At 52.3% G+C, this 25,961-nt stretch carries 18 protein-coding genes; 9 read left to right on the forward strand and 9 right to left on the reverse strand.

The features are described 5' to 3' along the window. Positions 1–20 precede the first annotated feature (20 nt). On the reverse strand, positions 21–3,677 hold the full coding sequence (metH, locus tag ADINL_RS12775) for a methionine synthase (protein ID WP_239644388.1): 3,657 nt from the start codon (positions 3,675–3,677) through the stop codon (positions 21–23). A 430-nt stretch (positions 3,678–4,107) separates the two neighbouring features. Between metH and ADINL_RS12780 the strand changes: the two genes are divergently transcribed. From ADINL_RS12780 to ADINL_RS12800, 5 genes are all read left to right on the forward strand, one after another. Further along, positions 4,108–6,003 (forward strand): propionyl-CoA synthetase, encoded by a 1,896-nt coding sequence (locus tag ADINL_RS12780; protein ID WP_036548491.1) that lies wholly within the window; start codon positions 4,108–4,110, stop codon positions 6,001–6,003. Between the two features lie 161 nt (positions 6,004–6,164). After that, positions 6,165–7,904, forward strand: a complete 1,740-nt coding sequence (locus ADINL_RS12785) for an autotransporter assembly complex protein TamA (RefSeq protein WP_036548494.1) — start codon at positions 6,165–6,167, stop codon at positions 7,902–7,904. Next, the gene (locus ADINL_RS12790; protein WP_036548496.1) at positions 7,901–11,509 is read left to right on the forward strand and encodes a translocation/assembly module TamB domain-containing protein; all 3,609 of its coding nucleotides are present in this window, start codon (positions 7,901–7,903) and stop codon (positions 11,507–11,509) included. The genes ADINL_RS12785 and ADINL_RS12790 overlap by 4 nt, the downstream gene beginning before the upstream one ends. A gap of 65 nt (positions 11,510–11,574) precedes the next feature. After that, a complete protein-coding gene (locus tag ADINL_RS12795) occupies positions 11,575–11,829 on the forward strand; it encodes a hypothetical protein (protein WP_036548499.1) in 255 nt (84 codons plus the stop codon). Further along, a complete protein-coding gene (locus tag ADINL_RS12800; protein ID WP_152547676.1) occupies positions 11,829–12,731 on the forward strand; it encodes a serine hydrolase in 903 nt (300 codons plus the stop codon). Before ADINL_RS12795 ends, ADINL_RS12800 begins: the two co-directional genes overlap by 1 nt. Before the next feature lie 16 nt (positions 12,732–12,747). Here the strand turns inward: ADINL_RS12800 and ADINL_RS12805 are convergent, their stop codons facing one another. Both ADINL_RS12805 and ADINL_RS12810 read right to left on the reverse strand, forming a co-directional pair. After that, the gene (locus ADINL_RS12805) at positions 12,748–13,371 is read right to left on the reverse strand and encodes a response regulator (protein ID WP_036548501.1); all 624 of its coding nucleotides are present in this window, start codon (positions 13,369–13,371) and stop codon (positions 12,748–12,750) included. Positions 13,372–13,456: 85 nt separating this feature from the next. Next, a complete protein-coding gene (locus tag ADINL_RS12810) occupies positions 13,457–14,995 on the reverse strand; it encodes a L,D-transpeptidase family protein (RefSeq protein WP_051632796.1) in 1,539 nt (512 codons plus the stop codon). Positions 14,996–15,136: 141 nt separating this feature from the next. Between ADINL_RS12810 and ADINL_RS12815 the strand changes: the two genes are divergently transcribed. From ADINL_RS12815 to ADINL_RS12825, 3 genes are all read left to right on the forward strand, one after another. After that, complete coding sequence (locus ADINL_RS12815; RefSeq protein WP_204368241.1) at positions 15,137–15,862, forward strand: murein L,D-transpeptidase catalytic domain family protein; 726 nt, start codon at positions 15,137–15,139, stop codon at positions 15,860–15,862. A gap of 120 nt (positions 15,863–15,982) precedes the next feature. Further along, a complete protein-coding gene (locus tag ADINL_RS12820; RefSeq protein ID WP_036548503.1) occupies positions 15,983–16,180 on the forward strand; it encodes a hypothetical protein in 198 nt (65 codons plus the stop codon). Then, complete coding sequence (locus tag ADINL_RS12825) at positions 16,167–16,922, forward strand: M48 family metallopeptidase (RefSeq protein WP_051632797.1); 756 nt, start codon at positions 16,167–16,169, stop codon at positions 16,920–16,922. The genes ADINL_RS12820 and ADINL_RS12825 overlap by 14 nt, the downstream gene beginning before the upstream one ends. 7 nt (positions 16,923–16,929) lie before the next feature. On the opposite strand, the gene ADINL_RS12830 is transcribed toward ADINL_RS12825, so the two are convergent. From ADINL_RS12830 to ADINL_RS12855, 6 genes are all read right to left on the reverse strand, one after another. Then, positions 16,930–19,239, reverse strand: coding sequence for a diguanylate cyclase (locus ADINL_RS12830; RefSeq protein WP_036548505.1), 2,310 nt, complete (start codon positions 19,237–19,239; stop codon positions 16,930–16,932). 122 nt (positions 19,240–19,361) lie between these two features. Beyond that, positions 19,362–20,672, reverse strand: coding sequence for a DEAD/DEAH box helicase (locus tag ADINL_RS12835; RefSeq protein WP_051632798.1), 1,311 nt, complete (start codon positions 20,670–20,672; stop codon positions 19,362–19,364). Between the two features lie 77 nt (positions 20,673–20,749). Continuing rightward, entirely contained in the window at positions 20,750–21,685 is a 936-nt protein-coding gene (locus tag ADINL_RS12840; RefSeq protein WP_036548507.1) for a GGDEF domain-containing protein, read from the reverse strand. Between the two features lie 94 nt (positions 21,686–21,779). Beyond that, positions 21,780–23,438, reverse strand: coding sequence for a flavin monoamine oxidase family protein (locus ADINL_RS12845; RefSeq protein ID WP_036548510.1), 1,659 nt, complete (start codon positions 23,436–23,438; stop codon positions 21,780–21,782). Further along, positions 23,431–24,234, reverse strand: coding sequence for a nitrilase-related carbon-nitrogen hydrolase (locus tag ADINL_RS12850; RefSeq protein WP_036548513.1), 804 nt, complete (start codon positions 24,232–24,234; stop codon positions 23,431–23,433). The genes ADINL_RS12845 and ADINL_RS12850 overlap by 8 nt, the downstream gene beginning before the upstream one ends. A 70-nt stretch (positions 24,235–24,304) precedes the next feature. Continuing rightward, positions 24,305–24,916, reverse strand: coding sequence for a LysE family translocator (locus ADINL_RS12855; RefSeq protein ID WP_036548514.1), 612 nt, complete (start codon positions 24,914–24,916; stop codon positions 24,305–24,307). Positions 24,917–24,995: 79 nt separating this feature from the next. Between ADINL_RS12855 and ADINL_RS12860 the strand changes: the two genes are divergently transcribed. After that, the gene (locus ADINL_RS12860; RefSeq protein WP_036548517.1) at positions 24,996–25,841 is read left to right on the forward strand and encodes an SDR family oxidoreductase; all 846 of its coding nucleotides are present in this window, start codon (positions 24,996–24,998) and stop codon (positions 25,839–25,841) included. The last annotated feature ends 120 nt before the right edge of the window (positions 25,842–25,961 follow it).

Consider the following 25,961-nt stretch of genomic DNA (forward strand, 5'->3'; position numbering starts at 1 on the left):
CTCCTCAATTCAGTCGCTGATCAGTTTTGCTCGGGTTCATAACCCAGGTTGGGAGACAGCCAGCGCTCAGCTTCTTCCATGCTCCAGCCTTTGCGATGAGCATAGTTTTCCACTTGGTCCTCGCTCAGCTTGGCAACACCAAAGTACTGGGAGTCCGGGTGGCTGAAGTACCAGCCGCTGACCGCCGCTGTCGGCAACATTGCATAGCTGTCCGTGAGTGTAATGCCGGTATTTTCTTCTACCTTGAGCAGTTGCCAGAGCAGTCCTTTTTCGGTGTGCTCAGGGCAGGCCGGATACCCGGGAGCCGGGCGAATGCCCTGGTATTGCTCTTTGATCAGCGCATCATTATCCAGTTGCTCATCGGCAGCATAACCCCAGAACTCGCGTCGTACACGGCTGTGCATATGCTCAGCCAGCGCCTCTGCCAGTCGGTCGGCAACTGCCTTGACCATGATGCTGTTGTAGATATCCTGACGGGATTCATAGTCGGCTACCAGTTCGTCCACACCAAAGCCGGTGCTGACAGCAAACGCACCTATCCAGTCCGCTTTACCGCTGGCTTTGGGCGCTACAAAGTCTGCCAGACACAGGTTAGGCTTGCCCTCAATTTTCTGCATTTGCTGACGCAGATGATGCACCCGCATTAACGTCTGATCACGATCATCGCTGTGATAGAGTTCGATATCATCGTGTCCCACCTGGTTGGCCGGGAACAGGCCAATCACTGCATGGGCCTGCAAACGCTTGTGGTTGATCAGATCATCCAGCATTGCCTGGGCATCAGCAAACAGCTTGGTCGCTTCTTCACCGACAACTGAATCGGTGAGAATTCGGGGGTAGCGACCGGCCAGCTCCCAGGCCTGGAAAAACGGCGTCCAGTCAATAAAGTCTCTGAGCAGGTTAAGATCATAGTCACGGAATACATGTATACCGGGTTTCAACGGGGCAGGTGGCGTGTAGCTGTCCCAGTCAATCGGAAAATGATTTGCCCGCGCAGCTTCCAGTGTAATCCGTCGAGTATCTTGCTGACGCTCGGCATGGCGTTCGCGTACAGCCTGATATTCATCTTTTATTTCTTTGATAAATTTAGCTTTTCTTTCGTCAGAAAGCAGGGCAGATGCTACGCCTACAGAACGGGAAGCGTTGGTGACATGTACCACCTGATTGTTTTTGTAGTGAGGTTCTATCTTCACTGCAGTATGGGCTTTGGATGTTGTCGCCCCACCAATCATCAGCGGTATATGGAAATCCTGACGCTGCATCTCCTTGGCAACATGCACCATTTCATCCAGTGACGGGGTGATCAGACCCGAGAGGCCAATAATATCAGCATTCTGTTCTCGCGCCGTTTTCAGAATGGTTTCGCAGGGCACCATGACACCGAGATCAATCACTTCAAAGTTATTACACTGCAGCACTACGCCGACGATATTTTTGCCGATATCGTGCACGTCGCCCTTAACTGTGGCCATAATCACTTTTCCGGCAGAGCTGCTGGCGTTGTCAGCTTTGGCTGCTTCGATAAAGGGCATCAGGTAGGCGACCGCTTTTTTCATTACACGGGCAGATTTGACGACCTGCGGCAGGAACATTTTGCCCGCACCAAACAGATCGCCGACCACACCCATGCCATCCATTAGCGGGCCTTCAATCACCTGGATAGGACGTTCAAACTGCTGCCGGCACTCTTCGACATCTTCATCAATATAGTCAGTAACCCCTTTAACCAGGGCGTGCTCCAGACGCTTTGCCACACTCAACTCACGCCAGCTCAGATCTTGAGTTGATGCCGTGGCGCTGCCATCACCACGGTACTTTTCAGCCAGCTCCAACATTCGCTCAGTAGCATCGGCGCGACGATTGAGTACGATATCTTCAACATGTTCTTTCAGTTCTGAAGGCAAGTCATCGTAGATCGCCAACTGGCCTGCGTTCACTATCCCCATATCCATCCCGTTACGGATGGCGTGGTAGAGAAATACACAGTGAATGGCTTCACGGACCTTGTCGTTACCACGGAAGGAGAAAGAAACATTGGACACCCCGCCCGAGATCATCGCATGAGGCAGGTGCTTTTTGATCCAGTGCGTTGCCTGAATAAAGTCGACAGCGTAGTTGTCGTGTTCTTCAATACCTGTCGCGATGGCGAAAATATTGGGGTCAAAGATGATATCTTCGGGTGGAAATCCGACAACGTCGGTGAGTACCCGATAGGAGCGTTCACAGATTTCGATCTTGCGCGCATAGGTATCTGCCTGACCCGTTTCATCAAATGCCATAACCACGATTGCGGCACCGTAACGACGAATCTTGCGTGCCTGCTCGATGAAGTTTGCTTCACCTTCTTTCAGGCTGATTGAGTTAACGATGCCCTTGCCCTGAATACGCTTGAGCCCTTGCTCCAGGATCTCCCATTTAGAGGAATCCAGCATGATGGGCACGCGTGAGATATCCGGCTCTGACGCGATGAGATTCAGGAAGCGGATCATCGCCGCTTCGGCATCCAGCATCCCTTCATCCATATTGATATCGATTATCTGTGCACCAGACTCAACCTGCTGACGGGCGACATCCAGTGCAGTTTCGTAGTCACCTTCTTTAATCAGGCGACGAAAACGTGCGGAGCCGGTTACATTGGTACGTTCACCGACGTTGACGAACAGTGTTTCAGGACCGATATTCAGCGGCTCAAGTCCCGCCAGTCGACATTCGACCGGAATATCAGGAATTGCACGAGGCGGGCAGTGCTCAATCGCTTCACGAATCACTCGAATATGGTCTGGCGTGGTACCACAACAGCCACCAACAATATTAACGAAGCCGGACTCGGCCCATTCACGTATCTCCACTGCCATTTGTTCTGGCGTTTCATCATACTCACCAAATGCATTCGGCAAGCCTGCATTGGGGTGGACGGACACATAGGTGTTGGCAATGCGGGACAGCTCTTCGACATACTGGCGCAGCTCTTTGGGCCCCAGTGCGCAGTTCAATCCGATGCTGACAGGTCGGGCATGATTGACAGAGTTCCAAAACGCTTCCGTCGTCTGACCGGACAGGGTGCGGCCCGACGCATCCGTGATAGTGCCTGATATCATCACCGGAATACGCAGTTGATGATCATCAAAATACTGTTCAACAGCATAAATCGCTGCCTTGGCATTCAGTGTGTCAAAAATGGTCTCGATCAGAATCAGGTCAGACCCGCCTTCAATCAAGCCATCAATGGATTCCGTATAGGCTTCTACCAGCTCATCAAATGATACATTGCGATAACCTGGATCATTTACGTCCGGGGAGATGGAGGCAGTCCGGTTGGTTGGGCCCAATACCCCTGCCACATAGCGTGGACGATCAGATGTTTCAGCGGATACCAGATCACAGGCTTCCTTGGCCAAACGGGCAGCCGCCACATTGATCTCACGACTCAGGCTTTCCATCTCATAGTCGGCCATCGCAATCACAGTTGCGTTAAAGGTATTGGTTTCGATGATATCGGCACCGGCACGCAGGTACTCCAGATGAATATCACGAATCAACTCCGGCTGCGTGAGCACCAGCAAGTCATTATTACCTTTGACATCGACATGCCAGTCGGCAAAGCGGGTGCCGCGATAGTCTGCTTCTTCCAGTTTGCGGTTCTGGATCATGGTGCCCATACCACCGTCCAGAATCATGATGCGCTGACTGAGTGTGTGTTCCAGGGAGGTGAATGCGGTGGATCTGCTCACGAAGATAGGCCTTTGAAAATAATACTGAACAACATAGGTTGAGGATTGTACCTGAAATTGCTGCAGGTTTACCTGAACCTGATTCATGTCAGGATGAAAATCTTTAGCTTTGCGATCCTGCTGACAGTCCGACCCTGGTCGTTATTAACATCATGATTGTCGACACACCGTGTGACAGATCAGGGTGGCTATTATTACGAAAAACTTCGAAAACAGCTTAAAAGCACTCCATATAATACAGAATCATCCTTTTGTCTTAGTTAAATTGTGGCTTAGTTTGGTTAAAGTGAACGCTCTTGGAAGGGCCAAGTGTCAACAATAACAAGGCCAGCCCCTCATTTTAGCGTTCATTAATCTAATTTAAAGGACCCGCTCTATGTCCTATCATGCTGAATACACAAAATCTGTCGAGAATCCGGAAATTTTTTGGGCTGAGAAGGCCGCTGATGTGCCCTGGTACAAACAGCCTCAGCAGATTCTGTCAAAGGATGAAAATGGTATTTACCGCTGGTTTGCCGATGGTGAAATGAATACCGCCTATATGGCGCTGGATTACCATGTAGAGCAGGGGCGTGGCGAGCAGTTGGCCGTCATTTACGACTCACCTGTTACCGATACCCGATCAAAGCTGACTTACCGCGAAATGCGCGACCAGGTCGCCCTGTTTGCCGGTGTGTTGAAGCAGCAGGGTGTAGAGAAGGGTGATCGTGTTGTCATTTATATGCCAATGATACCGGAGGCGCTGATTGCCATGTATGCCGTTGCGCGTCTGGGTGCAGTGCATTCTGTCGTATTTGGCGGCTTTGCCCCGCATGAGCTGGCGGTACGCATAGAGGATGCCGAGCCCAAAGTGGTGATCTCTGCTTCCTGTGGCATCGAGGTTAAAAAGGTTATTGAATACAAGCCGATGCTGGATGAAGCTATTGAGCTTTCTGCACACAAACCTGAAGCCTGCATTATCTTCCAGCGTCCTCAGGTTCAGGCCAGAATGATCCCGGGCCAGGATATCGACTGGCAGGCAGCCATGGAAAAAGCCCAGCCTGCGGACTGTGTGCCTGTTAAAGGTACCGATCCCCTTTATGTTCTCTACACCTCGGGTACCACCGGTAAACCCAAGGGAGTGCAGCGTGATAACGGTGGCCATGCGGTCGCGCTGAAATATTCCATGAAAGCGATTTATGACATGAATCCCGGTGAAGTCTTCTGGGCAGCTTCAGATGTTGGCTGGGTAGTCGGACACTCTTACATCGTTTACGCACCGCTCCTGGCGGGCTGTACTACAGTCGTTTATGAGGGCAAGCCGGTTCGTACGCCGGATGCGGGTGCCTTCTGGCGCGTCTGTGCTGATTATGGCGTCAAGGCGCTGTTCGCTGCGCCCACGGCTTTCCGTGCTATCAAGAAAGAGGACGCCGAGGCTCTGGAGTTTGGCAAGTATGATACCTCTGCACTGAAAACCATTTTCATGGCGGGTGAGCGCCTTGATCCGCCTACCTACGACTGGACGGTTGCCAAAACTGGCAAGCCGGTAGTAGATCACTGGTGGCAGACTGAAACCGGTTGGGCTATTTGCGGCAATCTGATGGGCATCGAACCCAAGCCTACCAAGCCGGGTTCCTCCACGCTGCCAATTCCTGGCTATAACATTCAGATACTGGATGCTGAAGGTCAGCCTCTCCCCAGAGGTGAGCAGGGCTCAATTGCTATCAAGCTGCCACTGCCACCCAGCTGCCTGGCAACTGTATGGGGTGATTTTGAACGCTTCCGTACCGGCTATCTGGCAGAAGCACCGGGTTACTACACCACGGGTGACGGCGGCTACATGGATGATGAAGGCTATGTTTTCATCATGGGCCGTACGGATGATGTCATCAACGTTGCTGGGCATCGACTCTCTACCGGTGAAATGGAAGAAATCGTGGCTGCACATCCGGCGGTAGCTGAGTGTGCGGTAATCGGCGTGAACGATCCGCTCAAGGGGCAGGCGCCTATTGGCCTGGTTCTGTTGAAAGATGGGGTGGAAACGGAAGAAGAGGTACTGGAGAAGGAGCTGGTTGCCATGGTGCGTAAAGAAATAGGTCCTATCGCCTGCTTTAATCGTGCCATTGTCGTTCAGCGCCTGCCAAAGACCCGCTCCGGAAAGATCCTCCGCAAGTTACTGCGACAGATTGCTGATGGTAAAGAGTACACGGTACCTTCAACGATTGATGATCCAGCCAGCTTGTCGGAAATAGAGGAGATCATGAATGAGCAGGGTCTGGTGACAAAAGCCTGACGCTGACATCACGATTTCCCGGATCTACCAAGGCAGCCTCGGCTGCCTTTTTTTATCCCTCTATCTCTGGATCGTAACGCCTGTTTTATGCCATCCTTAAGGGATGACTGTTTCAGCAGGTCAGTGAACAGGGAGATATCACCATTCAAGCTAAACCTTCTATGCGTTCCGGGCGAAGCTGGCTACGTAGTCTGTTGCCTTGTCTGCTACTCGTGAGCAGCACTCAGGTCGCAGCAGACCAACTGCAGATGAAAGTCGAAGGCGTTGCCGATGATCTGGCAGCCAACGTCAAGGCTTTTTTGAGTATCGCTTCACTGGAAAACCAGACCATTACCAGTGAAAGCCGACTGCGCTATCTGCATCGACGCGCCAGTGATGAAATACGCCAGGCACTTGAACCCTTCGGCTATTACAATCCGGAAATCATAACCGAGCTGCAGCTGCTGGATTCAGGCGACTGGTTAGCTGAATACCGGATTACTCCGGGAGCGCAGGTGCGGCTGTCACGGGTAAACGTTGAGCTGGACGGTGAAGGCAGCAGTGACCCGGCTTTTCAGGCAGTGATCAATGCCAGTGCCTTGCAGCCAAACGCACCGTTGCACCATCCTGATTATCAAAGCCTGAAAAACCGGCTACAGTCTGTTGCCGCGGAGCGAGGTTATTATCGTGCACGTTTTGAACGCTCCCGCATACTGGTAGATCGCCTGGCCAATACTGCCGAGGTGGATATTGTCTATGCAACAGGGCAGCGCACCCGTATTCGTGAAATACGTTTTTCAGAATCACCTATTGCAGAAGATTTGCTGCGTCGCTATCCACGGTTTGCCGAAGGCGACTATCTTGAGGTTTCCCAACTGATCGACTTGCAAGCTGCATTGATCGACAGTAATTATTTTGCAGATGTTGAAGTCCTCCCGCTACTCAGTGAACTGGAAGAGGGTGAAATTCCCATTCAGGTCACCCTGACACCACGTCCAAGAACGCTTTATCGTGCAGGCGTTGGCTTTGGTACCGATACCGGTGCGCGATTACAGTTGGGGATGGAGCGGCGTTATGTGAACAGCCGGGGGCACAAGCTGGATGCACGCATGCGGCTTTCCGAGGTGCGCAACGACCTGACAGGCAGTTATATGATTCCGGGCCGTGACCCTCGCTTTGACCAATATGGCATACGCAGCCGCTACAGTGATGAAAACTCCGATACCATTGAATCACGCACCTATGCGGTCGGCGCTGTCTGGCAAAAACAGATTGGCGACTGGGAGCGCGTATTATCACTGGACCTGGAGCAGGAGCAGTATACCTTTGATGATAAGACCCTTGATCAGCTATTGCTGATTCCCCGGGCACAGTTCAATAAAACCGTTGCCGATGACCGCTTTAACACTCGTCAGGGCTACAATCTCGGCTTCGGTATTGCGGCTGCTTCAGAGTCCCTGCTGTCGGACGTCAGTCTGCTGCAGCTTACATTGAACGGCAAGCGGATTGATCCGATGGGGGAGCGCTGGCGATTACTGTCACGCTTTGAACTGGGTGCCTTGTTGAGCAGTCAATTTGAAGAGGTGCCTGCCAGTCTGCGCTTTTATGCTGGTGGTGATAACAGCGTGCGCGGCTATGACTACCAGAAACTGGGCCCAGTCAGTGAACGCGGCAATGTCATTGGTGGCCAGTATCTGATGGTGGGCAGCATCGAAACCGATTATATGTTCCGTCCAGACTGGCGTTTGGCTGCTTTTGCTGATGCTGGTAACGCCTTCGATGACTTCAGTGAGCCTGTAAAAACCAGTCTGGGTGTTGGTGTTCGCTGGCAGTCACCCGTAGGCCCCATTCGACTGGACCTGGCCAAACCCGTCAGCGACAGCGGATTCAGAATACACTTTACCTTAGGACCTGATTTGTGAGTTGGAAGCGCCTGTTACTTTTGCCTGTACTGCTGATCTTGTTGCTGATCTATCTGGTTCTGGCAATGCTGTTTCTGCCCGGCATTCCGGCACTGGCACTTAAACTTGGACAAAACTTTCTGCCACCGGAAGTGCAGGTCGGATCTGTCAGCGGTGCACTGGCCGGCGACCTGATCCTTGAGGATGTCCGCTTTGCTCAGGATGACACAGCCTTTTCCCTGGAGCGATTAGTGCTCGAATGGCGCCCCTCCTGTTTGCTGCGCCAGCAACTCTGCCTCGACGACATACAACTACAGGGAGTCCGTCTCTCGCTACCGCAAACAGAGTCAGATCAGACTGAGGATGCGGCGGACTTTGTAATGCCAGAATTACCGGATATACAGTTGCCTGTAGCGTTTCAACTGAAGAAGCTCCGTGTGGAGGATATACAACTTAATTTAGGTGAGCAGCAATTCAATCTGGCGCAAATCGCGTTATCAGCGCATACGGATGGTGATCTTTGGGTAGTTGATTCTCTGCGCTTGCAACAGGGCAATACCTGGGTGGAATGGCAAGCTCAGTTGCGGCCTGTTGGTCAATATGACCTGTCTTCGAACCTGAACTGGTTTATAGAAGTTGCTGATATTGAAGCTATTATTAATCAGGATCTGGACCTGCCCCTGACAGCGCCCATCTTGGGTGGTCTGGTGCTTTCAGGTAACGCCGATCATCTGGATGTACATCTGGAAAACCAGCTGGCAACCGATCTGACCGGCCCAATCAGCTTGAAGCTTCGCAGTTGGGTGCAACCCTATGATGAGTACCTTAACCTGGAAAGCCTTGAGCTTCAGTTGAGTGATACGGAAGCAATGATCAGCCTCAGCGGGCAGTTGGAGAAGTGGATGGATCCAGAGTTGTCACTGGAGCTGGAGTGGCAGGCCCTGCAATATCCATTACTGGCGCTGGAAGCACCTGCAATGGTGCAGTTGCCGCAGGGATATGCGCAGCTTCAAGGACGCCTGTCTGCGTATCTGATGACATTGGATACCGAGATTACAGGTCACGATCTGCCAGATGTTCACTTAAGGTTTGAAGGCGCCGGAGACCTTCAGTCGCTGGCGCATTTCGAACTGAATGCAGCGCTGCTGGGTGGTGAGGTGGCGCTGGAAGGTGGCGTCAACTGGGCTGATCAGCTGGCATGGAATACCCGTGTCTGGCTGCGCCAGCTTAACCCGGGGCAGTTTAATCCGGAGCTGGAAGGCCTGGTGAATCTTGAGTTAACCAGTCGCGGGTCGCTCACAGAAACAGGCCCGGACGTCCGGGCTGAGTTGATTGCACTAACCGGTGAACTCCGTGACCAACCGCTGCAGGGGCAGGGGGTAGTCCACTACACACCTGAGCGGATACAGATTGACTCGCTCGGCTTGTCACTGGGTAGAAATGGAATAAACCTTCAAGGCTCTCTGCGCAATGAGCAGCTTGCCATGCAGTTCCAGCTGGATGCGCCGGATCTTTCCATGGCACTCCCGGATGCGAGCGGCACGCTCAGCGCGTCCGGCGAAGTGACTGGAGCCATGACGACTCCGGCAATACGCGCTGATATTCAGGGCACAGATCTGCGCTATCAGGATAACCGGATCTTGCAACTGGGAGGGCGTGTTCAGGCCGACTTAAGCGGTGCTCAGCCTTCGGAACTGCAATTGGAGTTAAATGACCTGTTGGCTGCTGGACAGGTACTGCAGCGCATCAGTCTGACAGGACGTGGACGACCCGAATCGCACCGCCTGCAGCTTGAAGTGGAAGGCGAACCGCTGGTAATGGATCTGAGTATAGAAGGCGGTTGGCAGGCGGCGCAAAGCCGCTACGCTGGACAGCTTTCCAGGCTGAGCCTGTCCCGACAGGAAATCGGGCAATGGTTGCAGTCATCCGCTACCGAGTTTAGCGTTCAGGCCCCTGCGTTTCGTGTGGGGCAGTTGTGCCTGGAGCAGACAGAGGGCGATGCTGTATTGTGCCTGACTGCACAACGAAATACCTCCGACCGTCTCAGCGCCGAGTTCAGTCTTTCACAGCTATCCTTGTCACTGCTGGATCCGTTCCTGCAAGGTAATCAAATCGATTCCGATCTGAATATCAGTGGCAACTTCTCTCAGCAGGGTAGTCAGCAACCTCGAGCCGAGGTGTTACTGACAACACGCGCAGGGCGTCTGATTACACCTGCAGACCAGCCTGATTTTGACCTGGACCCTATTCGGCTGGAGGCCAGTCTTGCCAGCGACCGTTTGACCGCCGAGCTGTCAGCGTTGTTCTCCGAGCTTGAAGGCCGTATCCAGGCCAACCTGTCTGTCGATCAATTATCATCCCGCCAGCGGCTGCAGGGTGATCTCGATGTCCTCATGAATGACCTGACACTGGTCAGTGTATTTGTTCCTGCCTTGCAGCAGGTCGAGGGTCAACTACAGGGGCGTTTGCTGCTGGGAGGCAGCGTTACACAGCCGGAGATCAGTGGCTCATTGAACTTGCGTGATGCCTCAATGGATCTGCCCGCACAGGGTATTCGGCTCTCGCCCTTGCGCCTCGCGATTCAGGCTGAGGGGGAGCAGGCTGAGCGTCTGATTCTGGATGGACTGGTGGGCTCCGGTGACGGCGAAATTCGTTTGCAAGGCGAATACAACCTGGTATCACTGGAAGGACAGCTGACCATTCAGGGGAATGACTTTGAGGCGATGGCCACGGAAATCAACTTGCTGATCTCTCCGGACCTTCTGATTCGGGTGGATGATGCTATACGTGTCGGCGGTAGTGTTACCGTTCCGTTCGCCCATATTACGCCGCCACGACAGCAGATGCAGAATGTGGTTCGGGCATCTGATGATGTGGTATTTGTTGATGATCCGGAAGAAATGCTGACCGACCGCAATTTGCCGCTACTGACCGATCTGGAGCTGATTCTAGGCGACTCAGTTGTCGTTGATGCCTTTGGTTTTAAAGGTCGATTGCTGGGGCGCCTTCGCATTCAGGATGATGCTGTCAGCGCAACACGGGCCTCCGGTTCCATTCAGGTGGAGAGCGGTGACTATCGCCTGTTTGGTCAGGATATGACAATTCAGCGCGGAAACCTGATTTTCAGCGGTGGTCCGATTGAAAATCCTGGACTGGACCTGCGTGTTTCACGTACTGTGGACACTGTTGAAGCCGGTGCCCGTATCAGCGGCACCTTGCAGGTTCCGGAGTTTACCTTATTCTCTACACCGGCAATGCCGGATAGCAGTATCATGTCCTACCTGATACTGGGACGTGGCCCCGGTGACTCATCGGCCTCAGAACAATCCATGATGCTACAGGCTGCAATGGCGCTTTCAATGCAGGGGGGTAATACCATTACCGGCCAGCTTCGTGAAGAGCTGAATCTGGATGAGTTCGGTTTTTCCAGTGATGACGCGGGAGACTCAGCTTTCTTCATTGGTAAATATCTCACCCCTCGATTATATATTCGCTATGGTGTGAGCCTGCTGGAGTCGGTAGAAGTGCTAACGTTAAGTTACCGTCTGTCGTCTATGTGGAAGGTTGAAACACAAAGCAGTAGTGTTGGTAGTGGTGCTGACTTTTTCTATACCCGTGAGCGCTGAGTAAAAAGGTTTTAAACTTTAAACGGCTACAGTATGATGCCGCCTATTTGAGGATAACAGACAAGATGACAGATCCGGTTTCAGATTATCTGGGACAGTTAAGCTACGACCAGTTGTGCGAGGTCGAAAAAAGGATTGAAAGCATCATTAATCATAAGCAGTCACAGCGACGCGCTCATGAACAGGAAAACAGCGCCCCCCAAAGTGCAGCCTTTAAAATACCGGCCTCACCCGGTTATAACAGCACAGAACAGCTGGCTGAATCTCTTGGCCTGGATATCAGCGGTCTATTGAAAGAAGCCAAAGCCTGGTCACGTTAATGATGAAATTTAAACATATGCTCAGAGCAGGATTGAAACCTCTTTTGTTGACCTGCCTGCTGCTTGGCTGGAGTTCGTCTTCCATGGCCCGCAATATGGAGCTGCCTTTGGCTTCTGTGTATGCCGCCATTGCCCCCCTGGGATCCGATGAACCCTTGTTTAGCCAGCGCGCAGATCATGTTGTTCCGATTGCCTCCCTGACTAAACTGATGACTGCCTTGGTGATTCTTGAATCAGGTTTGCCACTGGATGAAACACTGGAAATCGGGCGCATCAGTAATACATTTGGCAAGAATTCTCCATCAAGATTGCGCCCGGGGACACGTGTTAACCGCCTGGACCTGATGCGGATGTCTCTGATGTCTTCAGAAAACCTGGCCACCTATACCCTGGCTGCCAATTATCCAGGCGGTGTTCCTGCATTTGTCAGCGCCATGAATGCAACTGCCGCGCTTTTAGGTATGTCTCAAACGCGGTTTACTGATCCGACAGGATTATCACCAGATAACATCTCAACTGCTCGTGATCTGCTGATACTCACAGCAGCGGTCTATCAGTATCCGGTTATTCGTGACCTGTCCGTTCAGGGGCAGGCAGATATGCATTTTCGATCACCTGTTTACTCCCTGGCCTATACGAATACCAACCCATTAACACGCAATGAAAACTGGAATGTTCTGCTCAGCAAGACTGGGTATCTGTCCGAGGCGGGGCGCTGTCTGATTATGGTGGCTGAGATACAGGGGCAGCCAGTCGCCATGGTGCTTCTGGACTCAGAGGGCCTGCGTACGCCGATCGGAGATGTTGGCAGAATCAATCGCTGGTTAAGAAATCAGCCACCGGGAGAAGTGCCTGTCGCTGCTGCTGAATACGCCCGCAGTCGCATTCAGGCAATGCGTTAAGGCTCGGTGGGCTGTTTCAGCGACTGAGCAGAATGGCTTCAACCTGCTCACGAATGCGCAGGAAAGGAATGGGCTTCTGTATCAGGGTGCAATCTTTTGGCAGAGGCGGGTGCTCTGCCAACTCATCTGCTTCCAGTCCGGAAATAATCATCAGGCACATCTGATTGAGCAGCTTTTGCTGCTGAAGCGCAGCGATAACAGCAAAACCGTCAATATTGGGCATTTGCAGGTCAAGAATCAACAAGTCAGGGTTGCAGCGTCCCACCTCAATCAAGCCCTGATAACCATCATTTGCCAGTGTCAGCTCAACCGGTAATCCCCAGCTGGAAATAGTCAGTTCGTAAAGGCGCAGAAGTGTTTTGTCATCATCGACAACCAGGATTTTGACAGGAGTAACAGGAACTTTTGCGCTGCTCTCGACAACATGAGGCCCGGCACGATTCTCTTCAGCAGCCGGTTGGCGATGGCCATTCAGTATTTCCGCAGAAAGCGCTTGTACTGCACTCAGATAAAAACGTCGATGACCACCCGGCGTCTTCCAGCTGTCCAGAATCCCGGCATCTGCCCATAACTGAATGGTTCTCGGAGTGACGCCTAGCAGTTCAGCTGCTTTGCGGCTGGTACAAACATCTTCCTTCACACTACACCCACTTCGCACAAAAAAAGCATAATACCGGATTCCTGCGAGCAATAAAACGCGACTGTATCTACAAAAGCCTTATATCTCAGTTATTCAGCGCGGCGAGTAATATTGGATCCAGACCATATGGATCAGCATGTATCTGTAATTCGCCTTGAGTATTCACCTCGGCTGTCCAGTAACCCAATACAATCGTCACCGGGATACCGATCGACACATTACGGGTGATACCACTACTCAGGAGTGACTCCAGATCGTCAGCTGCGGGGCTGCCGGTTGCCTGTAACAGCTGCTCAACCAGATAGGTAGCGCCTTCTACTCTGACACAGCCAGAACTGAAATAGCGTTGACTTCGGTCAAACAGCTGTTGGTTAGGCGTATCATGCAGATATATCGATTGACGGTTGGGGAAACGGATCGCAACCTGGCCCAAGGCATTGTGCGGTCCTGCCGCCTGACGTAACAAAATGTGTCCAGGATTATCCCAGTCGATTGATTCCGGGTCCAGGCGATTGCCTTGAGGATCCAGCACGGTGAGGCGGTTACTTTGCAAATAGCCTGGATCTCGCCGAATCGCAGGTAATTTGTCATTACGGTAAATGGTAGGCGGGATAGTCCAGGTTGGGTTGAGCGTGAAATGGCTGATTTCACTGAGCATTAAGGGTGTAGGGCGATCACGTCGACCGACCTGAGTCCGGGTATCCAGTACCCTCTCGCCATTCTGATAGTAGCGCAGGGTTGCACCGGCGATATCGACTACCACTCGATGATCAGTCAGAGCCAGGTTGACCCGTCGCCAGCGCTCCAGATTAATGCGTATAGCGTCCAGATCCTGTTGTACTGTACGGTTCAGACGTGACAGTGTTTGAGGTCCAGCAATGCCATCTGCCTGCAGCCCGTGTTGGGATTGATATTGCGCGACTGCCAGGGCCAGGCTGTCTTCAAAATAGTCAGCATCCTGTTCAGGGGTGGGCAGCGACAGATGCTGCCGTAATAAACGCACACGGGGATCAGTCATACCAACACGTAAAGAGGGGCGGTGTGGTTCAATAGCGGGCAAGACCGGCTCAGTGCTCTGACGTTGACGCAAGTCAGTGTAACGAAGTCGTAGCTGCCGATAGCCATCCATCTGAGGACGCGCCTGATCAAACGCTTTATCTGGTTGATCCAGATAAGCGATTGCCAGTTGCACAACAGCAGATAAGGCATCAGGCTGGTGCTGACGAAAATCCAGATAGTTTTCAACATTCTTATGACGTGTACGCCCCAGCTTCAGATCAGCCAGGGCTTCGAGATAGGCGCCACTGATTACAGCATCTTCAGCAGGAGAGAGATCCAGGTTCGCCCCAGAGCCACGCTGTTGTACCAGCCGCTGAATACGACCGAACTGGTAATGAGATGGATTCAACCCATCATCTTCCAGAGATTGCAGGCCAGACTCAAGCTTTTCAAGTCTTTCAAAGGATAGCCACTGAGGCTGTTGATCTGTCAGGCGCAGAAATTCCACCAGCAGGGTTTGTCGATCTGTCGACGATGCCATCGCATGAGAGGCGCCAAAACAGATCAACAAGCAAAAAAATGCAACGTTCAGTGATGTTTTTTTATACAGATATTTTCCTGACATACGTTGCCTGCTACACTCTGCCTATTTGATTTTTAAACACTTTAAGTATAGCGATATTCCGCCTCTCTGAAAGCGTGGCAGGAGAGTAATTCGCCGGAGTCTATTTATGATCGAAGTCACCTTAATGATGAGGGATCTTGTATGATGTTAAGAGCTGCCAGGATCCTGGGCCTGAGTGCCGCCACACTGCTATTTTCTGCTTCTGTATCTGCTCAACTTTTACCACATCAACTAACCAGCACCCTTGCTGCCCAAGCACCTGAGTTGAATCCCAGTGTGTTGAACAAGGCGCTGTCGGCCATGCAGTGCGCCACGAACCATGGCATGGAGCCTGCCGATCGCCTTGCCGTGATAGATTTTTCCCTGCCTTCGACGGAGAAACGTCTGTGGATTTTTGATCTGGCACGTCAGGAGCTGATTCTCGAGGAGTTGGTTGCTCATGGCAACCGCTCGGGTGAAAACTATGCGACAGACTTCTCTAATATTGTTGGCAGCCATCAATCCAGTATCGGGCTGTTCCGCACCCAGGAAAGCTATTTTGGCCGGCATGGTTACTCCTTGCGCATGGATGGATTGGAGCCGGGTATCAACGACAAGGCCCGCGAGCGTGCCATTGTTATCCATGCAGCTGATTATGTTGACCCGGAATGGATTGAGCGTCAGGGGCGTATCGGCCGCAGTCAGGGCTGTCCCGCCGTGCGTCAGGACGTGGTGGAGCAGGTGGTGGATAATCTGAAAGGTGGGCAGTTTCTGTTTACCTACTATCCGGACCCTCAATGGCTACAAAGCTCAGCCTTCCTGAATTGCCAGCCACAACGCGTTGCTCAATATGTAGCACCTTTCAGTCGCTCACGGCAGGGCAGTTAAACTGCTCAAGTCTGATGCAGCAAGGCCGACAACCTTAAGATCAGACAGGGAATGTGTTAAGCTGAAGGCCTGACAGGCTGCTCGCAGGACTGAAGCAGCCTGTGTTGAAGAGGAGACTACATGAATATTGCAGCTACTGGCACCGCGTTGAGTGCTCTGAATTTTCATATGGAGCATGCTGCCAAAATGAATAAAGTCGTGATGGACCAGGTGGAAACACAGGGTGAAATGATTCTGAACCTGATTCCTGACAATCCGGCAGGCGTTAAGGCCGATCCTACCAGTGCGGTTGGCCAAATCATTGATGTTCAGGTTTAATCGACGAACAACTACACAAAACAATCAGCCAGAACAGCTGCAGCCTGTTCTGGCTTCAGCCGCAATTGAAAATCTATACATCGAGCGCAAGGCGATCAAGCATCTGTATCTGCGCATCGATCCAGGCAATGGCCAGGTCAGAGTATCTGCGCCCAATCGCATGAAAGAAACGGAAATTGTGCGTTTTCTGCAGCAGAAGCGGGACTGGATCGCACGCAAGCGACAACAGCTGCAACACAAGGTACAGTTGAGTCGAACGCTGCCGGATAGCAGCGACAGGATTCTGTTGTGGGGGCAGCCCTGTCAGTTACTGTTGCAGGCATCTTCACAATCCGGCATTACATTGAATGGCAAGCAGGAGCTGTGTGTTCAGCTTGAAGACCCTGCCAATCGTACCAGCCTGCAGCAACAGATAGATCGCTGGCTGCGTAGCCAGATCAGTGAACGTATAGAGCAGCGCCTGCCTGTCTGGGAGCGCATCAGCGGTACACGGGCGCACGAGTGGCGGATTCGCTCGATGAAAACCCGCTGGGGGAGCTGCAACATCCGTGTGGCGCGTATCTGGATTAATCAGGAGCTGGTTAAACTGCCACCTGAGTGTCTGGATTACATTTTGCTACATGAATTGGTGCATTTACTGGAAGCCAGCCACAATGCACGCTTTCATCATTTAATGAGCCGCTTCATGCCCGAATGGCCAGAGATAGACCGTCAACTGAACCAGTACATTTTGCCACGCTAATCGATGCCTAGCAGGTTACACGATTGCGCCCGGACTGCTTGGACTGATACAGTTTTTTGTCAGCGCCTGAAATCAATTGATCAACACTCATGCTTCCGCTCAACTGCATGGCACCCGCGCTAACACTCTGCTCAAAATGCTCTGGAAAAGTATGCAGTTCCAAAGCTGAACGTATTTTTTCAGCAACACTGGCAGCCTCTGCGGCAGTTGTTTCCGGACAGATTAACAAGAACTCTTCACCGCCCCAGCGGCCAAAGGTATCACTGTGGCGAATTTGGTGAGAGACCAGGTCGGCAAAGGTGGTTAGCACCTGATCACCTGCCTGATGGCCATAGGTGTCATTGATAAGCTTGAATTTATCCAAATCAAACAGCACAACCGACAAAGGACGATTATACCGCCGGGCATGCTCCACCTGCTCACATAATTTGCTATCCAGGTAGTGGCGGTTATAGGTGCCTGTCAGCTTGTCCGTAACAGAAATAATTTCCAGCAGGCTGTTTTTGGCTTGCAGTTCCCGTTTGGTTTGCTCCAATGTCAGGTTTATGTGACGAGTACGTCGCTGCAGTATGCCCAGGTAGAGACTGAAGGCTAGCAACAACAAAAGCAGACCTCCACCGCCACCAATCCAGGGCAAGGCTTGGCGCCAGGGGAAGGCCTCAGGAGAGGGCAGGTGGACCCAGCGATTATAAATATCGGCATGCTGCTCTGTACTGATATTGGCCAGTGCCTGATCAATCAGGCGCGCCAGACGGGGTTCATCATTACGCACGCCCATGCTCAGGTTAAAGGAATAGGGTGTTTGACCCGATATTTTCAGATTATTAAGCTGGTCACGTCGAATCAGGTAACTGACCACCGCCAAACTATCGATATAGGCATAGGCATTTCCATTTTGCACAGCCCGCAGTGCTTCTTCCGGGGTGTCCACACGCAAGAGTTCGATTTGCGGGTGTTGTGTTTTCAGGATTTCATCGGAAGCATAGTCACGAACTACCGCAACCCGGCGCCCATGCAACTGCGCCAGACGGGAAATATAGTCAACCCGCTGGTGCGTCACTATCACCATGGGAGAGCGCAGATAGGGGTGTGCGAAGTTAAGATACTGACGTCGCTCTGGCGTCGGGGAGGCTGTAGGCAGCAGATCCAGCTCTTTTTGGCGGGCCGAATCCAGTATTTCTGACCAGGTCAGATGTGTTACCAGTTCAAATTCAAGGTTCAGCGCATCACCAAGAAAGGCAAGGTAATCGGAGACGATCCCGGACAGGCTGCCATGCTCATCAATAAACTCAAAAGGTGGCCAGGCAGGGTCAACCGCGACTCTCAGCGGAGGCAGGCTTTCCAGATAGGCCTGATCATTTTCGCTGAGAGAGGATATATTCGGTCGACTGCCATGAAATGTCAGACCACTGATACCCTGATCAGTGGTCTGAATCAGATTTGAGCGCTGCAAAAGTTGCAGAATATATTCCAGCCGAGCTGTATTGAGTGTCCCCAGTGGCGTGCTGTGTCGCTCAATCAACAGTTCCAGCGCCTCAGCCTCGTGCATCAGGGCTTCCCGGCTTTTTTGCTGGGTGTTATAACGTTGATAGATCAACTCGACCATTTCGGCCTTGTTTTCCACCGCATAATGCCAGCCACGCAGTACCGCACGACGTACGGCATCTACTCGCTGAGGATGTAGTTGCGCTTCGGTCGTGCTGGTGAACAGCATGTCGCCATACAGATCTATGCCGAAGTGCTTGGGATCAATCAGATGATACTCGATACCCAGCTCTCGGAGCCGCAGGGGTTCATTTGTGCTGTAAACCGGCACAGCATCCAGCTCTCCGGACAACAGCTTTTCAATACGCTGATCCCAGTGGTGACGAATAACACCTTCCTGCAGTACTCCTTGCTCTGACAGTAATGCCAGCAGGCTGATGCCATCACTGTCATTCTCATAAAAGGCGATACGTTTGCCAATCAGATCTCGGGGGCCCTCAATGCCAGACCCTTTAAGTGTCATAATAACGTTTGGAGAGTGCTGCATAATCGGCGCGACCAGTACCACGCCTTCATGGCGAGCCTGGTGGATTAACAGAATGGAGTCAGCAATGCCGTAATGGGCCTCCGCCGAGAGCACCTGCTGCACAATGTTTTGATTGGGATCACGCTCGCGTAGCGTAACCTGAAGACCTTCTTCAGCAAAGAATCCCTGCTCCAGAGCAGCGTAATACCCGGCAAACTGAAACTGATGCAGCCATTTGAGCTGTATAATAATCTGACTATCTGCACGGGCTGATACGGATAGGATCAGCAGCAGAATAAACAGCATAAAGCGGGATTTTAACCTACTGATACCACACATAAGCATGCAACTATCCCTGCTTGCCAGCAAGCGTCCTGATCAAATTTTAGCTAAATGAGTATAAATCAGTCCTTACTTGAGGTCACTGACTAATTAAACAGCGATCGACGTCCGGCTTTATCTTTTGCATTAGGTGTTTTTTCCTGCTCAGCAGACTGTCTGACAGATGAGACGTGCTGAGGTTTATTCCTGGCTGGTCGTGCTTTTCGGCTCGCAGCAGGGGCCGGGCCTTTTCTCGGGGATTTACGTCCGCTGGGCAAGCGTCCTTGTTCAATAATCGGCACCGCTTCCAGGATGATTTCCTGGCGAATCAGTTGGGTAATGTCCTGCAGAAAACGCTTTTCTTCGCCTGACACCAGAGAGATCGCCAGTCCTTTTGCGCCGGCGCGTCCTGTACGTCCAATACGGTGTACATAGGCTTCCGGTTGGTTCGGTAGATCATAATTAACCACTTGGGGCAAATTGGCGATATCCAGGCCGCGCGCAGCCACATCAGTAGCGACCAGCACTTGAACAGTCTGACTGGAAAAACGGCTCAACGCGTCATTACGCTCACGCTGCAGCTTGTCTCCGTGCAGTGCCAGAGCCGAAATTCCCTCATGATTGAGATAGTGAGTCAGCTGATCAGCCCGTTTACGGGTACGCGTGAACACCAGTGTTTGTGTCCAGCCACACTCCCGAATCAGATAGCTGAGGATATCTGCTTTATCCGCATTCTCGACTGCGAAGGCGCGCTGAACCACACCTGCCGCAGACGGCTTGTCTGGTGTTATATTGATCTGGGCAGGGGACTGCAGTAAATAGTCGCTTAACACCCTGACCGAGGCATCAAACGTAGCGGAGAACAGCAAAGTTTGTCGCTTGGCCGGAATAAACTGCATAAGCTGGCGTATGGCATCAGCAAAGCCAAGATCCAGCATGCGGTCAGCTTCATCCAGTACCAGAATTTCCAGCTGACTGAGCGACAGTTTTTTCTGCTGCAACATGTCCAGCAGACGCCCTGGTGTCGCGACCAGGATATCCGCCCCGCGTTTCATTTTGCGCAACTGATTATCGAAGCGTACGCCACCATAGATGGAGATGACCCGCATCCCCAGTTGCTCCCCGTAACCCAGCATTTTATCACCTACCTGAATGGCAAGTTCTCGGGTAGGGGTCAGTACCAGTGCACGGACAGGGAAGTAAGTATCTTGTGGCGGCCGATGTTTGAGCCGTTCAAGTATCGGTAGGGAAAACGCGGCTGTTTTTCCTGTGCCGGTTTGTGCCTGGGCAATCAAATCTCGCCCTTCCAGAATAAGCGGAATGGCCTGGCGTTGAATCGGAGTGGTTTGCGCATAGCCCAGCGCGTCCAGCGTAAACTGAAGTTCAGGACATAAACCGAAGGATGCAAAGGTCGACATAAGGCTCAGGTTGAAGTTAGCTGCTAAAGTCTACAGGATACCGTAACTTGCGTGATAATGCTGTAGTGATTAGCCGCTTAACTGGCGATACGATTACGGCCCTGTTGCTTCGACTGATAAAGCAACCTATCAACCCGCTCAACAAAATCCTGTAGTGAATCCTGACGTGTCGGTACCTGTGTTGCTACACCCATACTGATGGTTAATACCGGACTGATAGTGGATGCTGCATGCGGAATCTGGGCCTTGAAAATCTGGTTGCGACAGCGTTCAGCCACTTTTAAAGCCGCATTGGCATCGGCGTCTGGCAGTACCAGCACAAATTCTTCACCCCCGAAACGGGCAATGAAATCACGTGAGCGTGCCGCACATTGGCTGAGAATTTCAGCCACCTGCTTAAGGCAAGAATCACCCTGAATATGTCCGTATAAGTCGTTATATTGCTTAAATAAATCAACATCAACCATAATCAGTGACAGAGGTTGTTTCTGATGCTGCGCATGGCACCACTCAGCTTCCAGGCGTTCGTCAAACATGCGTCGATTGGCAATACCTGTCAGCGCATCCTTGAATGAAAGCTCCTGCAACTCTTGCTGCAAACGTAACAATTGTTCTTCAGTTTCTTTGCGCTCGGTAATGTCAAACATAAACCCGATCAACGCATCCACTTCACCGGTTTCGTTGCGCATGATATGGACTACATCACGAATCCAGACATACTCACCAGTCGCGGTGAGTGCACGATAATCAGCTTCATGATCTGAGCCAGCCTGTGACTGTGACACGCAGAAGTTAACGACTCTCTCACGGTCGTCCGGGTGCATGCGTTCAGACCAGTCGTGAATGCTCTGCCAGGAATCACGCTTCCAGCCAAGCAGTGTTTCAATTTGTGGCCCGATGTAGGAGAACGTCAGTGTTTTCCAGTCAATTTTCCAGGGAATCGCCTTGGTTGATTCCAGTAGCGTTCGATAGACTTCAGCGTCTTGTGCCAGATCATCTGCCTGAGTATTCATCTTCTGCGACCCGTTTTGGTGTAAGTATCCATCATAAAAGCTATCGAATTCCGGGTAAACTGTATTATTTGTACAGGATACGTATCATACATGCTTATGGGGCCAGTGAAACCGGGCCCCAGGCTGGATAGAGATCACCTGGCCCCGGGTTATCTGTGGCACAACACCCCTTGAATTGCGTCATAACCCCCCAAACTGCATTCAGCGCCGTTTGTACAGCACCTTCGGCCCAGGCCGGGGTCCAGCTGATATCATCGCCCGCCAGGAATATACCGCGTTGTTGCGCCGGCAGATGCTGCTGCATAAAGTGCCCATACATGCGGTGATTATAGCGATAGTGGCCAGGTAGTGCGCCCTTGAACGCGCCCAGAAAGTTGGGATCATCCTCCCAACTGATCGTAATCGGGTTGCTGCGAATATGGCTGGCGATATCAACATCCGGATAGATGCGCGATAGGGCACTGAGCGCCAGTTGTGTACGCTTTTGTGCATCGAGGGGAAGAACCTTGAGTGCATCACTCATCCAGGAGTAACTCAGACAGATCACCCCGGGCTGATCATCGCCATGATCGAAAAGATAGGTGCCCCGTGTCAGACGATCCGTCAGGGTCATTGACATGCGCTTCTCCCCGGTGACCGGGTCCCGCTCTTTCCAGAAGGGGCGGTCTACCATGACAAAAGTCTTGGCCGACTGCATATAACGGGTTCGATCCAGCGCCATCCAGAGCGGATGACTGAACAAGGACTCTTCTGTATCGATAGCCGTTGTCAGCAACCAACTCTGACAGGTGCAGACAACGGCTGCAAAGCGTTCGGTATGACCGCGAGTGTCCGTCACCGCAATCTGATCTGTCTGCCCGTCCCGAAAGATACGCGCAGCACCGGGCCGGGGAGCGCCCTGGTTCAGGGATTGCAGCGATGTACCGACGGGCCAGTGGTTCAAATCCGAAGGTGCATGCTGCCAAAGCCGACGTGGCAGCTGTTCAGCACCACCGACAATCAGGTGCTGATCCGTATCACATCCGGTCACATTCACACGCAGTATTTCCAGCATGGTGTTGGGGAAGTCGGAGTCCCAGCCTCCGGTGCCAAAACCCACCTGACCGAACACTTCACGGTGGCGGAAGCTGAGTGCTCTGAAAGCGGATGAGGTGCTGATAAAATCGTAAAAGGTTCGTTCATCCCACTGTTTTACCAGCGGATTCCAGATCGCTTTTATTGCCGCAGCATCTCGTCGACGAATAGCATCCTGCAGGTCAGTGAACTGTGCACCTTCTTCCAGCGCACTGTCATAGGCTTCCGCAACCTCTTGAAAAATAATAGGAAGATCTGCCAGTTTTTGCGCATAAAAGCGCTCACCTTCGAGTTCGATTACGGTAGAACCGGCGGCCTCAGTCAGGGGGTTGGGAAAAGGAGCTGTCTTTAATCCCATACGCTCGACATAATGGTAAAAACTGCGTGATGATCGTGGAAAACGCATACCGCCGAGTTCCGCCACTATCTGCTCGTTACCATCAAAATGCACTGATCGCAGTCGACCTCCCAGACGTCCAGCCTCATAAAACACCGGCTTCAGTCCCAGCCGCATCAGCTCATAACCACAGACCAATCCGGCAATACCAGCACCAATAATGGCAACCTCAGCTCCCATGGCCGAAGCTGGCAGCTCACCAAGTCCGGCAGGATGCTGCAGCCATTGATCATACGCAAATGGAAAATCAGGACCATACATGGAAAAAGGCATGTCAGACATCCAGGACTCCTCCGGAATAAAGGTCATCACGCAGATTCTGCAGGTAGGGGTTATGCTGGCGAGCAGTCTGAATCGAGGCAGCATCAATATCGGCAATCAATAATGCCTGATCCGTCTCGGCCCAGGCTAAACGGCGACCATCAGCCGAACAGATACAGGAGTGCCCGCAATAGTGCAGTGTTCGACCCTGACCGGTGAAGTTGGCATAGGCTATCGCAACACCACTCTCCATGGCGCGAGTCGGCACCATCTGCGTGGCCACCTCAAGATAGGGATACATATTTGCTGTTGGCACCAGCAGCAGATCACAGTGATGCTGGCGATGCCAGCGCACCAGCTCTGGAAACTCAACGTCATAGCAGATCGCCAGACTCATCTTTAATCCGGCATAACAGACCGGCTCGGGTAGCTGATTGCCCGCCTGAAAACGCTGCCGATCCAGGTCACCGAACAGATGGGTTTTGCGGTAAGACTGCAGTAATTGCCCCTGTGCTGAAATCAGCAACGCCGTATTGTAAAAAGTGCCATCAGCGTTGGCTTCGGCCACGCCGACTACCAGTGCCAGTTGATGGCGTTGTGCCAGTGCTTGTACTTGCAGCAGTTTTTCAGCCTGAGGCAAGGTCCAGGCAGTGTCGGATAACTCCGACAGGGGCGCTTCATAATCGCTCAGTGCCATTTCTGGCGTTAACAGCAGATCCGCCCCCTGATCCCGCGCCTGAATACACCAGTGCGACAGGGCATCCAGGTTGTCCGAGATCAGCTCTGTGGGGGACAGTTGTGCAACCGCAATTCGCATAGAGAGGGCTCCTGAGACAGAATTACCTCTCAAGCATAGACGAAAACAGGGTTTCTGGTGTGCAGCCCGGTCAGGGCAACACAACCCGGATCGCCAGGCCGATCAGTACCATACCGGTCAATTGTTCAATCCGCTTCATGTGACGACGCAACCAGGTCAACAGGTGGGCCTGAGAAAAAAGCAGGGCGACCAGTGCATACCAGAGCCCATCCACCAAAGTGGCCGTCAATACCATAATGATCTGAGCCTGAAGGGTTTGATCAGCACTGATAAACTGAGAGAACAGGGCGGTGAAAAACACTGCCAGCTTGGGATTCAGCAGCGAGATTAAGGCACCGGATCGAATCGCCGACCAGTAACTGTCTTTACCACTGGTATCTGCCTGCAAATGCGGCGTGGCAGCAAAGCGCAAGGCATTAATGCCCATCCAGACCAGATAACCAGCCCCCAGCCAACTGAGTACTTGATACGCCAACGGGTTCTGACTGACCAGTAACCCCAGCCCCCATACGGTTGCAATAGCCCAGACTCCGACCCCCAGTGCATGTGCCGCTCCTGCCAGAATACCATGCAGACGGCCATTGGATACTGTCTGGCGAAGCACTACCGCCAGGCTCGGCCCCGGAGACATCGCTCCCAATACACAGATCAGTAGCAGTGATAACCATAGCATCCAGGACATTGTGAAATCCTTCAGTCAGTAGCCGACACAGAATGCCTTGCGGCATAATGGCAGCAAATAGTTGATAACGGGGTCAAGTGTGAAACCTTCAGTACTGATTACAGGTTGCTCCAGCGGTATTGGCAAACACTGTGCACATCAGCTTCATCAGGCAGGATACCAAGTCTTCGCCACTGCACGCCAGCCACAGCATGTCGAGCAGCTGAAACAAGAGGGTCTGCTTGCCTTGCAACTGGACCTCGACAGCCCGGCATCCATTCAACAGGCTGTTGACCAGGTGCTTGAAATAACAGGCGGACGCCTGGATGCATTGTTCAACAATGGCGCCTACGGGCAGCCGGGCGCAGTAGAAGATCTGAGTCGCGACGTGCTACGTGCGCAGTTCGAGACCAATCTGTTTGGCTGGGTTGAGCTGACCAATCGAGTGCTGCCAGTCATGCGCCAGCAGGGTAGTGGACGTATCATCATGAACTCTTCGGTATTGGGACTGGTCGCCATGCCGTATCGGGGTGCTTACAACGCATCCAAGTTTGCACTCGAAGGGATTACCGACACCTATCGACAGGAGCTCAAAGGGAGCGGCATACAGATCTCTCTGATTGAGCCCGGCCCCATCAGCAGTGCATTTCGCCAGAATGCGCTCACGGCCTTCAAGTGCCACATCCCGATTGAACAGAGCGCACACAAACAGATTTACCAGGGCGTTCTGAATCGCCTGTCAGATAATAACCCTGACTCCGGGCGTTTTACCCTGCCGCCGGAAGCTGTTTTCAAAGCCTTGCGTCATGCGTTGGAAAGTTCCCGCCCCAAAGCACGTTACTATGTGACCGTTCCGACCTACGTACTGGGTTATCTGAAACGGCTCTTGCCAACGGCATGGCTGGATAGTCTTTTGTGCCGAGCCTCTGAAAAGGAAAATCGTTAATTCACTGACACTTCAGGTCACAAGCGGCACAACACTGCACGATTCCGTTATCGCCCGATATCGATCACTTGGTTAGTATCTCAAGTGGATCGACGAAAATAACAACAAATTCGGGCCTTG

The organism is Nitrincola lacisaponensis (genome assembly GCF_000691225.1).
Taxonomy (GTDB): domain Bacteria; phylum Pseudomonadota; class Gammaproteobacteria; order Pseudomonadales; family Balneatricaceae; genus Nitrincola; species Nitrincola lacisaponensis.

What these genes read in the sequence shown, in the direction of transcription:
- metH (WP_239644388.1), bottom strand. Translation starts at nt 3,677, where the DNA reads ATGATTCTGGACGGTGGTATGGGCACCATGATCCAGAACCGCAAACTG.
- ADINL_RS12780 (WP_036548491.1), top strand. Translation starts at nt 4,108, where the DNA reads ATGTCCTATCATGCTGAATACACAAAATCTGTCGAGAATCCGGAAATT.
- ADINL_RS12785 (WP_036548494.1), top strand. Translation starts at nt 6,165, where the DNA reads ATGCGTTCCGGGCGAAGCTGGCTACGTAGTCTGTTGCCTTGTCTGCTA.
- ADINL_RS12795 (WP_036548499.1), top strand. Translation starts at nt 11,575, where the DNA reads ATGACAGATCCGGTTTCAGATTATCTGGGACAGTTAAGCTACGACCAG.
- ADINL_RS12800 (WP_152547676.1), top strand. Translation starts at nt 11,829, where the DNA reads ATGATGAAATTTAAACATATGCTCAGAGCAGGATTGAAACCTCTTTTG.
- ADINL_RS12810 (WP_051632796.1), bottom strand. Translation starts at nt 14,995, where the DNA reads ATGTCAGGAAAATATCTGTATAAAAAAACATCACTGAACGTTGCATTT.
- ADINL_RS12815 (WP_204368241.1), top strand. Translation starts at nt 15,137, where the DNA reads ATGATGTTAAGAGCTGCCAGGATCCTGGGCCTGAGTGCCGCCACACTG.
- ADINL_RS12820 (WP_036548503.1), top strand. Translation starts at nt 15,983, where the DNA reads ATGAATATTGCAGCTACTGGCACCGCGTTGAGTGCTCTGAATTTTCAT.
- ADINL_RS12825 (WP_051632797.1), top strand. Translation starts at nt 16,167, where the DNA reads ATGTTCAGGTTTAATCGACGAACAACTACACAAAACAATCAGCCAGAA.
- ADINL_RS12830 (WP_036548505.1), bottom strand. Translation starts at nt 19,239, where the DNA reads ATGCTGTTTATTCTGCTGCTGATCCTATCCGTATCAGCCCGTGCAGAT.
- ADINL_RS12835 (WP_051632798.1), bottom strand. Translation starts at nt 20,672, where the DNA reads ATGTCGACCTTTGCATCCTTCGGTTTATGTCCTGAACTTCAGTTTACG.
- ADINL_RS12840 (WP_036548507.1), bottom strand. Translation starts at nt 21,685, where the DNA reads ATGAATACTCAGGCAGATGATCTGGCACAAGACGCTGAAGTCTATCGA.
- ADINL_RS12845 (WP_036548510.1), bottom strand. Translation starts at nt 23,438, where the DNA reads ATGTCTGACATGCCTTTTTCCATGTATGGTCCTGATTTTCCATTTGCG.
- ADINL_RS12850 (WP_036548513.1), bottom strand. Translation starts at nt 24,234, where the DNA reads ATGCGAATTGCGGTTGCACAACTGTCCCCCACAGAGCTGATCTCGGAC.
- ADINL_RS12855 (WP_036548514.1), bottom strand. Translation starts at nt 24,916, where the DNA reads ATGTCCTGGATGCTATGGTTATCACTGCTACTGATCTGTGTATTGGGA.